We start from the raw sequence: 13,733 nt of genomic DNA on the forward strand, positions 1-13,733 counted from the left end.
GCAGCGCCGCCTCCGTCTCGCGGGCGTCCGCGTACCGCTCGGCGGGGCTGGCGCGCAGCAGCTTGAGCACGAGCGGCGCCAAATCCGCCGGCAAGCTCCGCTCCGGCATCCGCTGCGCCGTGTAGTGAGTGCCGCCGCTCAGCAGGTAATACATCAGCGCGCCCAAGCCATACAAATCGGTACGCGGATCGCTTTGGCGGCCGTCGAACTGCTCCGGCGCGGCGAACCCTATCGTGCCGAGGTTCACCGTATCCGCCGTCCTCTCGGGCTTGTAGCGGCGGGCCGTGCCGAAATCGATCAACCGCACCCGCCCGCTCGGATCGATCATCAGATTGGACGGCTTCAGATCGCGGTGGATGACCGGCTCCGGCCGGATCGAGTGCAAATAATCGAGCAGACCGCACAGCTGCATGGCAAGCTGAACGACCTGTCCCGCTTCCATCCGGCTGCCTTGCCGGGAGAACCGCTCCTCCAGCGTCTCCCCTTCGATAAAATCCATCACGAGGTACAGAAATCCGCCTGCATTGACCGGTACGACATCGACGATATCCGGAAGACTCGGATGCGCAAGCCGGCTCATCGTTTCCGCTTCAAGCAGCATCGCCTGACGGAGCGCAGATCGCCGAGGCCCTTCAAGACCGGCGTACATCTCCTTGACCGCCCAACGTTTGCCGGTCAGCTTCAAATCCTCGGCCAGCAGCACACGGCTCATCCCGCCGCTGCCGATCGCCGACGCGATTCGATATCTCCCGGCCAAAATGTCCCCTTTTGTCAAACCTTGCGGCTGTCCCTCCACGGCTTCACCTCCTATCGGGCCATGACAAAAAACCGCCCCATCCACGCAGCTAAAGCATGGATCAGGCGGTTCTTCCGCACACATCATATGGATTTTGTTAATAAATTATCATAAATTTCCCAGAAAAGCAAGCTGAAATTCCGTCGAAATTTGGTTAAGAACATGTAAATCTTTGGCGCTGCTCCATAAAACATTTACATCCCTCTGATTTATCGTTAACACACGCTCGTTATACTTAGAACGTTCTAACCAGTTCGCTAGGAGGTACCGTCATGTCTTTATCGGAAAATGATGCGATGATGCGCAGGTCGATCCGCCGGCAATCGATATCGGCCGCCAGCAAGCGGCACAGTGCTCGCGCCCTTGCCTTCAAGGAGAATGCGCTCGCCTACGTTTTTCTGGCTCCTTCGCTTGCGCTGTTCGCAGTTTTTCTGTTTTACCCTTTGCTGAAGTCGGTCTATCTCAGTTTCCAGTTAACCGATCCGCGCGGACGCGTGGCCGCATTTGCCGGCTTGGACAACTTCAAAGAACTGTTTTCGTCCGAGCTGTTTTACTCAAGCTTGAAGGTGACCCTCTCCTTCACTTTGCTGACGGTTCCTACAGGCATCGCGGTCGCTCTGCTGCTGGCCGCTCTCTCCCATCAGAAGCTGCGCGGCATAAAGGCGTTCCGCTTCGTCTTCTCCCTTCCGGTCGCGATATCGGTCAGCACGGGCTCCGTCATCTGGATGATGCTGTACCACCCGACGCTCGGCATGCTGAATTACTTCCTGACCCTGCTTGACCTCGAGCCTGTCCGGTGGCTGTCCGATCCGGCTTGGGCGTTGGTTTCCGTCTCGATCATGACCGTTTGGATGAACCTCGGCTTCACCTACATCGTGCTGCTGAGCGGTTTGCAGAGCGTGCCTGAAGAAATATACGACAGCGCGAAAATCGACGGTTCCGGTCCGCTTCGTACCTTCGTCCGCATTACCCTGCCGCTTGTATCGCCTACGTTATTTTTTACGGCCATCGTCTCTGTAATCGGTGCTTTTCAATCGTTCGGTCAAATTCACCTCCTGACCAAAGGCGGTCCGATGAACAGCACGGACGTCATCGTATTCAACATTTACCGCGATGCGTTCGTCAACTTCCGGTTCGGGATCGGCAGCGCGCAGGCGCTGGTGCTGTTTGTGATCATTTTAATTTTAACCGTCGTCCAATTCAGGTTTTTTGAAAAGAAGGTGCATTATCAATGATACAGCGCGTCTTTCATCGGCTATTGTCCTACGGGCTGTTGTCCGCTGCCGCAGCGGTTGTGATTTTCCCGATCGCGTACACGTTCTCCGCCTCCATGATGACGGATTCCGAATCGGTCGCGTACCCGCCCCGGCTGCTGCCGAGCGGCCTCAACCTGGCGAATTTCACAGAAGCCCTGGCGCTTATTCCCGTCGGAAGCTTCATTCTCAACAGCTTTCTCGTTTCCAGCGCGATCATGATCGGACAGCTGCTCACCGCAAGTCTGGCCGCTTACGCGTTCGCGTACTTGCGCTTTTACGGAAAAGCGCTGCTGTTCACCTTGTTCTTATCGACGATGATGATTCCGTGGGAAGTGACGATCATTCCGAACTACCTCACGGTCAAAAGCTGGGGCTGGCTCGATACGTATCAAGCGCTGATCGTCCCCTTCCTCGCAACGGCGTTCGGCACGTTCCTGCTGCGCCAATGGTTCCTTCAACTGCCCAAGGAATTGTTCGAGGCGGCCAAAATCGACGGCTGCGGCCATCTGCGCAGCTTTGCGATGCTCGTGCTTCCCTTGTCCAAACCGGCGCTGGCGACGCTTGGCGTGTACTCCTTTTTAACGCATTGGAACATGTACTTATGGCCGCTGCTCGTCACGAACGGCGTGGAAAGACGCACGGTGCAAATCGGCATCAGCATGCTGCAATTCGAAGAGATGACCTCGTGGAACCTGGTGCTCGCCGGTGTCGTCATGGTGCTGCTGCCTTCGCTGCTGCTGCTGGCGCTCGGATTGAAGCAGCTTGTCGGCGGGATGACCGCCGGCGCGTTGAAAGGCTGACAGGCGCACGATCTCGGTGAAATAGCGCGACGGGTTCCCATCCGAACCCCCGTCCTCTATATAAAAGCTTATAAAAGGAGAGAAACAATCATTATGAAGCTTCTGAACGCGAAAACGACGCTGCCCCTTGTGCTGTCCGGCATGATGGCGCTGACGGCGGCTTGTGGCGGCACGACGGCACCTTCCGGGGGAACGGCAACGAATTCCGAACAACCCGCAGCCGATAGCACAAAGAAGGATGCGGCTCCAACAAACCAGCCGGTTAAAGTCGTCTGGTGGCATTCGATGGGCGGCGAGCTGGGCAAAGCGGCGGACAAGCTGGTCTCCGACTTTAACGCATCACAGAAAAACGTCGTCGTCGAAGCGGTATTCCAAGGCACTTACGATGAAAGCTTGAACAAAATGAAAGCGTCCATGGATTCCAAAAGCGGTCCGGCGCTCATCCAAGTGTACGAAATCGGCAGCCGCTTCATGATCGACTCCAAAGCGATTACTCCTGTGCAAACTTTTATCGATAAAGATAAATATGACGTTTCTTCACTGGAAGAAAATATCTTGAATTACTACCGGGTCGACGGCAAGCTGTATTCGATGCCGTTCAACACGTCCAACCCGATCCTCTACTACAACAAGGATATGTTCAAGGCTGCAGGGCTCGATCCGGAGAAACCGCCGGCCACGTATGAAGAGCTCGCCGATGCGGCGAAGAAGCTGACGAAGGACGGCAAAGCGGGCGGATCGTTCGCGATCTACGGCTGGTTCATGGAGCAGTTCTTCGCGAACCAAGGCGCAGAGCTGCTGAACAACGGCAACGGACGTACGAGCCTGGCTACGGAATCGCTGCTTGCCGGAGACGCCGGGGTCAAGACGCTTACCTGGTGGAAGCAGATGGTCGACGACAAAACGATGCTGAATCTCGGCCGCAAAACCGACGATACGAAAAAAGCGTTCGCTGCCGGTCAAATTGCGATGACACTGGACTCCACCGCTTCCTTGCGCGGCATCGTCAATTCCGCCGAAGGGAAGTTCCAAGTCGGCACCGGCTTCCTGCCGAAGCCGTCCGGCGCGAAGGACGGCGGGGTGATCGTCGGCGGCGCCAGCCTGTACATTTTGAACAACCGTTCCGAAGCCGAACAGCAGGGCGCTTGGGAGTTTATCAAATTTTTGGCTGATGCGAAGCAGCAGGCGTATTGGCACGTGAACACCGGCTACTTCCCGATTACGAAAAAAGCGTATGACGAGCAAATCGTCAAAGACAACCTGACGAAGTACCCGCAATTCCAAACGGCCGTCGACCAGCTGCACGCGACGAAAGCAAATTTAGCGACGCAAGGCGCGGTCATGGGCGTATTCCCGGAAGCCCGCCAATTGACCGAAGGCGCCATCGAAGAAGCGCTCAACGGCAAAAAGCAGCCGAAGGAAGCGCTCGAGGGCGCCGCCAAGGAAATCAGCGGCAAGATCGGCACGTACAACAAGACGGTGAGCAAGTAACTTTAGATAGGAAACCGCACAAAAATCCCCCGTCGGGCCCTAAGGTTCGGACGGGGGATTTTTGAATTCGGGCTACCGTTGCTGATCCGCTCACGGCTTCGTTCGCTATAGGCGACTCGCCGCAATCGCAGCTATCGATTCCGTAAATTCCACAGCGCCTGCGCGCTCTCGGCGCGGGTTGTCGTGCCCTGCGGATCGTACACGCCGTCAGCCCGGCCCGCGAGCAGCGAGAGCGCCGCACCGGCTTGCACGGAAGCGGCCGCCCACGGGCTGATAAGCTTCGCATCCAGGAACGATGCTTCACCAGCGTCCGCTTCCGGCGCTTTCGCGTTCGTTGTCGCTTCATAAGCGCGGACGATCATGACCGCCATCTCTTCCCGCGTAATTTGTTCGTCCGGCTCAAACGCCGCTTCGTCCCGCCCGCTCACGAGACCGCGGCTATAGGCGGCAGCTACGCTCGAAGCGTACCAGGCTGCACGGTCAACATCCTTAAACGGTACAGCGGATGCATCTTTGGCGGGGCTTACTCCTAATGCCCGTACGAGCATGGCTGCAAATTGGGCGCGGGTAACAGGCTGTTCCGGAGCAAACAGACGATCGCTCACCCCGTCAATCACATGTTTCGCCGCCAGCTCCCGAATCGTACCGGCCGCCCAATGCTCCGCGCTCAAATCGTCAAACGACTTGTCATATTCAAGCACCGCGTAGCTGCTGAAATGGTACGCGTCGGCCTTCAGCCGTCCGTTCTCCCAAGCACCGCCGATATACTCGAGACGGCCCCGATCGTCGATGTAATAGATCCCGGCAAGCTTCTTATCCGCGGCAGGATCCACATCGAACACCAGTGTCACCGGCTGCTCGAACCGTTCGAGGGTCAGAGCCTTGCCGTCCTTCGTCACCACTGACAGCCCGAAAGCGTACACCTTGCCCGCCAGCTTCACGTCGGCGCCCGACCCCGACGCGCCTTGTGCGACCTGCGCATTCGCGGACGCCGCATCCACTTCCTTCACTTGGATCCATATATTCGCGCCCGCCGCTAATTCCGTCGTCGGAATCAGCCGCTGCAGCTCCTTCAACAAAGCCGGAGGCAGCAGCAGCGATACGTTCCCGCTCTTGATCTCCAGCAGCTTCGTACCGACCACGTCGGCCGCTGTCGCCGGAAGCAGCACTTCGTTCTGCTTCGCTCCAAGCTCTACGGTTACCCGATCGGTTCCACCGCGGAGCGCTTCTTCGCCAACCACTTTCCGCTCGCCGCCTTGTTGGTTAGGGCTGCCGACACTACCGCTAACGGCCCCGCCGGTTCCTCCATCGTCATCGCCTGTATCGGGGTTTTGTCCGCCGTTACCCGGCCCCGGTGTCGTTCCCGACGTACGCGTCACCTTCATGTTGATCGTTTTCGTCGCCTGGCTTTTACGCCCTTTGTCCGTATACCAAGGCAGATTGAGCGTCGCTTCTGTCGGCTCGATGTGCAGCACGAACTCATTCAAGCCCTGCTTCAGCGCAAGCGCCGGAATTTCCACGTTCCCGTAGGCATCCATCGCCCCCTGCTCAATCGGTTGATCGTTAATCGTGAAAGCCACCCCATAAGGTACGACCGCCTTCAGCTTCACGTTCTCTTCCGCCGTCGAGAATACGATATCGTCCCCGTACGATATGCGCGGCATCGAAATCATCATCGGCATATCGACCCAGCGCAGGACGTAGTCGTTGACGGTCATTCGATTATCGCCCTGATTCGCAATGGTCAGCTTCATGTTCGTATCGGTGGAGCTGTACGCCCAGTTGCCGTAATCGGACGTATCGTTCGCCACACGGCTGTGGCTCGTAAACGCCTCGGTATCCCAGGAGCCGCGCGTATATTTGTACTCGATCGTTTTGCCGGCCATCATTTTGAACGAATATTCAACGACATTGCGGTCCGTCGCTCCGCTCGGCACCTGCAGCTTCGTGCCGCTGGCATTCCATCCGTTCAAGCTGCCCGCCAAATAAATATCGTCGCTCGTCGGCGTGTAGCCCGGTATTTGCAAACGCAGCGTCACATCCACCATGACCAAGCGCGGGGTGACCGATTTTTCGGCGGAGAACGCCCGATTGTAAGCCAAATCGTAAGCAGCCACTTGATACGTATACGCCGTATCGTTGCTGACCGTATAATCGATGTAGCTCGTCGCTGCCGCATCCAGCGTCGCGATCTTCCGGTAAACCGCATCCGTCACGGACTTCCGGTACACCTCGTAACCCGCCGCCGTCGCATCCGAAGCCGTCCATTTCACATGCGCCCGGTTCGACTCCACCGTGAAGTCAGCCAATACCGGCGCCGACGGCGGCACGACGTCGTATGGATCGGCATAAACCTGCAGCGTCACCGTAGGCGAAACGGTAAAGCGTTCCCCGTTATCGGTCGAAGCTTTCGCAAAATAACGGTATTCCCCGGATTCCGTCGGTTCGAACGACGCCCAATACGTCTTCGCGCCGCCGTTATCGGCTTCGTAACGGAGCTTTGTCTCCAGAGCGTCCGCCGGATCGGCGCCGTCCTTGTAATAGCCGAGCCGCGCAATCAAGTTCGGCGCCTCTTTGCCGGCGTATACCGGATTATCGGTGAGACCGCTGACGCTCAGATCAACCGTAATTTTACCGGTCGTCTTCCCGACGCCAAGATACACCGCATTCGTCACCGCAGACGGCGTATCGACGCCCGTAATCGTGTAAGCCGGCGTGGCGGCCGACATTTCGCTTAGGAAGCTTTCGCCGGCGCCGATCTTCGCGGTCACCGCGTAGTAATATTTGGTCCCATTGGTAACGTTCACGTCGGTATACGCGAGTCCGTTCGCCGTGCCGACCATGGTGAGCGATCCGCCCTCGATGGCGGCGCGATACACTTGGTAGCTTTCAGCGCCCGGCACCGCCGACCACCCGATTTCGACGCGTCCGTCTTGCCCTTGCGCCGTCACGCCGGTTACCTGCGGCACCGTTCGCAGATTAACCGTCGACACCATCATCAGGCCGGTTTGGGCCGGAATCGTGAGCGTCAGCTTCCCGCCGGTCACCGTGCTCTCCACTTGACCGTGCAGGCGGTCGCTCAGGACCAATCCGTTCGGCAGAAACCCGGCCACGTCGGCCTCGATCGTGCGTTCCGCATGGCTGCGGTTGATGACCAGCATCGCGCCTTTCGCTTCATTTTTGCGGGCATAAGCGATCACATCGTCCTTGGCGTAAGCCGCCATGATTTCGCCGGTGCGGAAGACGGATTCGCTGTTTCGGATCTGCGCCGCCTTTTGATAGATCCCGAACAGCTCCTGGTACGCTCCATTGCCCTTAAAACCGCCGTCTCCCTCGGCCGTCACGCGTTCCCAAGGGAACGCCCGGCGGGAATCCGGGTCCTTCGTCCCCGTTACGCCAACCTCGTCGCCGTAATAGATCGTCGGAGCCCCTGGATAGCCCATCTGGAAAATAGCGGTCAGCCCCTGCTGCTTCAACGCGTTAGCGCTCGCTTCCGGCGCCATCGCCAGGTGCTCCTCCTCCCACTCCGGATGGTCGTACTTCGTAATCGAGCGCGTCGTGTCATGCGAGCCCACAAGGTTCATCATCGCCTGCCACGCTTCCCGCGGGTAATCCTCTCGAATCGACTCCAAAGCCTGATTCAAATTGTCCGCGTTACCGGAAGCGATGAAGTTTTGGATCGCTCCGCGGAACCGGTAATTCATCACCGAGTCGAACTGGTCGCCCAGCAAATAACGCGTCGCCACGCCCCACTCTTCGCCGATCAGCACGGGATCTTCGATCTTGCTGCCATTCGCGTCCGTGCGTCCGGCGGTGGATTTAACCGCCTGGCGGAACTTCGCCCACGTGCCTCCGGATACGTCCGGGGCTACGTCCAGCCGCCAGCCTGTCGTCCCCATCCACAGCCAGCGCTGCGAGCCGACGGCCTGCATCTGCTGCTGTGCGGACGCATCGGAACGCCCGGTAAGATCGTACCCGATCACATGATCGCGGTAATCGATGTTATTCCACTCATGCTGTCCCGGAATGGACAACGTATCCGCCGGCAAATACTCCGTAGGCGTCGTTTGCGGCTCTTTCGCATCCATAACCGGCAGCGAGTCGTAGCCCCACCAAGCGTCATATTTATAGTGAAGCCCGTCGTCATCCCGGTTTTTCACTTTCTCGTTCAAGACGGTAAACCAGCTGACGTACCGGAAATCGTCCGGCCAGCTGTAGTTCGCGCCGGTCATCGGATTGATGCGGCTTGTGAAGGAAGCCCGCACCTCCGCTTCCGCGTCGGCCCGCGCTTTCCCTTCGCCGTTCATCTTGTCGTACACCTTCGCCCAATATTCGTAGGCCCCGATCTCCGGGTATTTCTCATACCTGTCGAAATAAATCGAATCGTCGCCGACATGGTTAAACACGCCGTCGTTGATGACTTTAATGCCGGCCTCGCGGGCCGCTTTCGTAAAGTTTTGAAACACCTGATCGGACGCTTCGCGCGTCTTCACATAATCGAGCCCGGACTTCGGATCACCCGGTATAAGGTATACCGGCTCCCCGAACATCGGATCGAGGTGCTTATAATCGGTGGCATCGTATTTATGGTTGGATGCGGCCCAAGCGACCGGGTTCAAGTACACCGCCGTAATGCCGAGCGACTTTAAGTATTGAAGCTTCTGCAGGATGCCTTGAATGTCGCCGCCGTAAAATTCATTCGTCCACGCGCCGTCGGACCTCGCGTCCGGATAGTAAGGCGCGTTCTCCGGCTTGAGGCGGTCCGGATTTTCCGGCATGTCGGACCACTCGCCCCATACTTGATCGGCCGCCGGATCGCTGCCCACGCCGCCGTCGAAGTACTGCAGCTTCTGGCCGTTCTTGCTCGTCGCATACTCCGGACGGTTCGCTCCGCGCGCGCCGTCCAGCAGCTTCGCCCGGTTGTTCGCCTCGCTCCCGTCAAAGAAACGGTCCGGGAAAATTTGATAGACGACCGCATGCTTGATCCAATCCGGCGTGCGGTAATGCGGATCGTAAACGGTCAAGTCGTAAGGGATTGCGCCTTCGTCGCTGACCGCACCGGCTCCGCCGCGGCTGCCGTCGTCGCCATACTCCGTTTTGGTCGAACCGTCGATAAGAATGAACTTATAACCCCAGATTCCGATTTTACCGGCGAAAGCGCTTTTCGGAACGGTGATTTCAAAATAGTCCTTGTCTTCAACGCTTGTCACCCGCCGCATCGCATACGAGGTCGAGAGCCCGTCGGGCGCGGTCAGCTCGGCTTTCGCCGTCTGCACGTCATCGCGCTTGGCGGCCATCCGCAGCGTCACGTCCTGCTCGCCGGCGGCAATGGCGCCGAACGGCTTTTTGTAAGTAACCGAGCGGCTGTCGAAGGCGAGCTGATCCTTCTGGATGTCGCCGTCGAAAGTGCCTTCCTTGGGCACGTAATCGTGCGTCAGCGTTTTATTCGCCGCAGCATAGTCGATCGTGAAGGTGACCTCCGCCGGGTCGATCGTGACGAGTTTAACATTTTGGCCGTTAGCGCCGTAATCGTTGCCGTTCCAGCTGTCGCTGAAATTAACTTTGGCTTCGTACGAACCGGCCGGGAACGTGCGTTGGAGCTTGTACACGGTGCCGTTAAAGTTATAATCGACGAAAAATTGCTTCGCCTCGCTTGGAGACCACTCGCTCTCGCCCCACAGCGTTTGCAGATTGCCCACCAGCCTCGGCCACTGGGCTTGTGAGAGCGCAGGCACATACTGCGTCAGCCCCTGCACGTCCGGCAGCGAAATGCGAGCCTCGCCGATGGCTTCGTTGATGTAAAAGTTAACCTTCGTCGTCTCGGCAAGCGAGAAGGAAAAATTGTTGCCGTTGTGGCTGAATCCGTCCCAGGTGCCGCTTCGCACCAGCTTGAATTCGTAGCTGCCTGCTTCGAACACGCGGGAATACTGGTAGAAGTCCCCTACCAAATGTTTCATCCGAGTCTCTGCCGAATCGTTCGACCAGCCCTGGAAGCTTCCGACGACCACCCACTTCGTCGTCCCTCCCGGCTGATCCGTCAGCTCGTCGGCGGTAATGGCTGCTGCCGCCCTCGCTGGACCGACCGTCAGTCCGAACAGCGCCTGAAACAGCATAAGCGCGATCGTCAGGACGGCAACCCCTCTCAGGCTGCGATTGCTTTGCAGGAATGACATGACTTCATGAACCTCCTTTATGTACGTTTATATCCAGGCGCGGCATGGCTAACCGCGTAGATACCGGTTGGTGCGGGTCTTCTTGTCCGATCGGGCGGGCCGTACACGCAACCCGCTTCCGGTCCTTTCGCAGCAGGATCGAAGCGTGGCGGGAAAGAAGGGCGTTAATGGCCCCTTTGGCGCATAACCGACAAGCATTAAAGGGTTCAGAACCCGTGCAAACGCGAGATTTGGTATGCGCATACAACATGATGTAAACGTTTGCTCAATATCCCAAATATTGGGTTTTATTTTCATCTTAACACTTCGCTTCATGCGCCGTAAGCGGAAAAAATTGATCGTTTGGGGTGAAAATGTTGATGTACTCACCTCTTTGGCGCGCTGCCGTTCTACGGGCACAAAAATAAGGAGATGGGCAAACGCCCATCTCCTTATCCATCTGCCGCTATCGCGCCAATGCCTTACTACGTGTTAATACCGCGGCACGCGGGAACGGCCGCTTCGACGCTTACGTCCATTCGTACGGCTTAGTCGTACCGCCTTCTGCTTCGGTCTGGCGACGGCCGCTTGAACGTCGGCCACCACGTTAGCCAGCTGCTTGAAGACCGGGGACATCTGCTCGGCCGATTGCCAGATCGTATGGACTTTATCCATCGCAACCAGCAGTTCATCCAATCCTTCGTTCACGTTCCGGATTAAGCCCGGCAACCTGCTCACCATATCCATCACCCTTCGCTTATTCGGATTGTCGGATGCTGTATCTTATGCGGTAAAAGCCCGGTTTGGCTTAGGCGGATGTCCCGCTGGGGCGAAACGCCGCGAAAATGTATTTGACCGTCTGACTGGCCGTCTGTTCCGGATCGAGTTCGCTTTCCGACAGCATGGAGGCGTAGTTGATAATTTTTTTATGAGCTAACGCCGCTCCCATGACGAACATCCAGGCATGGTCCAACGAATCGAACTGAAAGACGCCCTGCGCACGGCCTTGCTCCAGCAGCTCGCGCGCTTTACGCCAAATCGGCGCCGTGAAGGAAGTCACGATCTCGGTGCGCGCCGAGCGCATCTCCAGCTCCTGCTGTAAAATCGTGCTGAACTCGATATCCTCCATGCCGAACATGATCACCTCGGTGACGAGCAGCCGAAGCCCTTCCACGGGATCTTTCAACAGCGTCTCGTATTCCGACATCCGTTGGCCGGGAAAAAAGTTCTCGAACAGCGCCCGAAACACGTTCTCCTTCCCGCCGAAATAATACGAGACGAGCGCGACGTTCGCACCGGCTTCCTCGCATATTTGTCTAACGCTCGTGCCGTCAAAGCCCTGTTTGGCAAACAGCTTTTTGGCGGCGAGCAGGATACGCATTTTCATTTCGGATTCGGCTGCAGCCATGCCGCATTCTCCTTCTCTGGGGACAGTTGTTTCTTCATTATGGAACGAATGGACACGAATCGCAAGGCCTGAAGCGGTATCCTTAGCGAGCGGGAACCGGTTCGCCGGTCTTTACAGCCGCCTCGTTCGGCTTGTTGCTTTCTTTACGCAAGCCGGTGGCAAGCAAGCCGGCCGCGGCGCACACGAGGAGAATGCAGGCAAGCGCTCCCGCATCCCCGGCCGCGCTCGGACCGCCGAACAGCAAGTTCATGCCGCCCTCCACCGCATAGGTCGCCGGCAAGTACTGGCTGAAGCTGTGATAGAAGCTTCCGAGCAATTCTCGCGGCACCATGGCGCCGGACGATACGAGCTGCACGGATAACATCGCGATATTAAACAACATGCCGGCCATCCCGAAAATGATCAGGAACATCTGCGAGAAGAACATGAACGTCATGAGAAACAGCGCCTGAAACAGCCATACGGAAACAAATCCGCCGGCGTGCTGCCCGCCCATCGCGACAACCAGGGACGTGCCGATCAAGGCAATAACGACGGAGGATGCGAGGTTAATCACGACGCGCGCGCCGAATTTGCTCCATCGGGAAAAGTCCGGCCCGAGCTGCATCGTGGCCTGCTGCACGTTCATCCCCATAATCATGGCGCCAACGAAAGACGCGAGCACCATCATCATCGGCACCATTTGGTTGTTCATGCCTTGAACCGTGTTCGTATAGGCAATGTTCGACTTCACTTTATCGGTAATGCCTTGAGCGATTGCCTGCGCTTGCGGTGCCGGAACTTTCGCCTGCTTCAACACCGCTTCCGCGCCTGCGACCGTCGCTTCTTTATTAACGGCGGCGGTTACGCCGGATGCTACGCTTTGCATCATGCTTTTGATCAACGCAGGATTCGATTCGTTAATGACGTACCGGATTTCGGCCTGCTGTCCTTGCGCCTGCAGCTGCTTGGAGAGGTCGGCGGGCAGGTGAAGCACCATCTGCACTTCACGCTCGTTCAGCTTGTCTTGGGCTTGGTCGAGCGAACTCTCTTTCACGAGCTGGAAAGGCAGGCTGCCGGCAAGCTGTTCGACAATGTTGGCCCCCATTGCGGGGTCTTCGTTGACGACAGCAATTTTCAACTGGTTGACGTTATCGGTTACTCCGTTGTATCCAGTCATCCAAATCAGGCTGAAAATGATTTGGAACATCATGGCAGTAGCAATACCGATGACGGTTGCGGGCTTTTTAAAATAAGCTTGTAACGCTTGCAGCATGACAATCTCTCCCTTATCTATGTATAGGATGTTTAACTTAAACATTTGTTTAAATTAAACGTTTGTTTAAATTATAGGCGGGAGAAATTTCTTTGTCAACGATGTTTTCAAGCTTTTTCCTGGGGGCAAAACAGGCATAAGGGGAAGGCGTTCATGGAAGGGCATAGATAGAACCCGGACCTATCGGCCAAGGCCTTCCGCAAGGCTCCCCGAAGATCTAACGCAGGGAGCCTTGTGACCTTGGCTTCAGCAGCAGGCCGCTCTTAAGGCCAAACCGCCGTCAGCCGGCGGGGTCAACCGCGGAACGAGCTGCGGAGAACGATGACGAGCAGGATGTACAGCACCAGGATGATCGTGGTAGACGGCCACAGGCCTCCGTGATGATGATGGTGGTGGTGTTTCTTCGGCGCGTAAATGTTAACTTCTTCATAATGAACGTTGATCGGAGCGCCGTACATCGGCTCCGGCATTTCGACCGGAGAAACGGCCATAGGCATCGGAGCTGGCATTGGAGCTGGCATTGGGGCCGGCATAGCGAACGGTTGATACTTTTCCATAGGATAAACACCTCCGTA

The 13,733-nt window shown here is 57.2% G+C and carries 9 protein-coding genes; 3 read left to right on the plus strand and 6 right to left on the minus strand.

Translation table 11 applies throughout. The features are described 5' to 3' along the window. Positions 1 to 796: serine/threonine-protein kinase (locus FKP33_RS22275; protein ID WP_141336405.1), on the minus strand; the 796-nt coding region annotated here is incomplete at its 3' end. Positions 797 to 1,068: 272 nt separating this feature from the next. Here FKP33_RS22275 and FKP33_RS22280 point away from each other — a divergent pair. The 3 genes from FKP33_RS22280 to FKP33_RS22290 all read left to right on the plus strand — a co-directional run bounded on the left by FKP33_RS22280 (position 1,069) and on the right by FKP33_RS22290 (position 4,343). After that, on the plus strand, positions 1,069 to 2,031 hold the full coding sequence (locus FKP33_RS22280) for a carbohydrate ABC transporter permease (RefSeq protein WP_141336406.1): 963 nt from the start codon (positions 1,069 to 1,071) through the stop codon (positions 2,029 to 2,031). Further along, a complete protein-coding gene (locus tag FKP33_RS22285) occupies positions 2,028 to 2,852 on the plus strand; it encodes a carbohydrate ABC transporter permease (protein WP_054798304.1) in 825 nt (274 codons plus the stop codon). The genes FKP33_RS22280 and FKP33_RS22285 overlap by 4 nt, the downstream gene beginning before the upstream one ends. A 93-nt stretch (positions 2,853 to 2,945) precedes the next feature. Next, the gene (locus FKP33_RS22290; protein WP_141336407.1) at positions 2,946 to 4,343 is read left to right on the plus strand and encodes an ABC transporter substrate-binding protein; all 1,398 of its coding nucleotides are present in this window, start codon (positions 2,946 to 2,948) and stop codon (positions 4,341 to 4,343) included. Between the two features lie 131 nt (positions 4,344 to 4,474). Here FKP33_RS22290 and FKP33_RS22295 read toward each other — a convergent pair whose 3' ends face one another. From FKP33_RS22295 to FKP33_RS22315, 5 genes are all read right to left on the minus strand, one after another. Beyond that, positions 4,475 to 10,516, minus strand: a complete 6,042-nt coding sequence (locus FKP33_RS22295; RefSeq protein ID WP_141336408.1) for an alpha-amylase family glycosyl hydrolase — start codon at positions 10,514 to 10,516, stop codon at positions 4,475 to 4,477. Between the two features lie 471 nt (positions 10,517 to 10,987). Further along, positions 10,988 to 11,236 carry a hypothetical protein gene (locus FKP33_RS22300; protein ID WP_155615048.1) on the minus strand — a complete coding sequence of 83 codons (249 nt, stop codon included), beginning with the start codon at positions 11,234 to 11,236 and terminating at the stop codon, positions 10,988 to 10,990. Positions 11,237 to 11,303: 67 nt separating this feature from the next. Further along, positions 11,304 to 11,903 (minus strand): TetR family transcriptional regulator, encoded by a 600-nt coding sequence (locus tag FKP33_RS22305; protein WP_127608760.1) that lies wholly within the window; start codon positions 11,901 to 11,903, stop codon positions 11,304 to 11,306. A gap of 82 nt (positions 11,904 to 11,985) precedes the next feature. Beyond that, on the minus strand, positions 11,986 to 13,158 hold the full coding sequence (locus FKP33_RS22310) for a YhgE/Pip domain-containing protein (protein WP_127608761.1): 1,173 nt from the start codon (positions 13,156 to 13,158) through the stop codon (positions 11,986 to 11,988). A gap of 293 nt (positions 13,159 to 13,451) precedes the next feature. After that, the gene (locus tag FKP33_RS22315) at positions 13,452 to 13,715 is read right to left on the minus strand and encodes a hypothetical protein (RefSeq protein WP_141336409.1); all 264 of its coding nucleotides are present in this window, start codon (positions 13,713 to 13,715) and stop codon (positions 13,452 to 13,454) included. Positions 13,716 to 13,733: the final 18 nt, after the last annotated feature.

Origin of the sequence: Paenibacillus sp. tmac-D7 (assembly GCF_006519665.1) — a bacterium.
Taxonomy (GTDB): domain Bacteria; phylum Bacillota; class Bacilli; order Paenibacillales; family NBRC-103111; genus Paenibacillus_G; species Paenibacillus_G validus.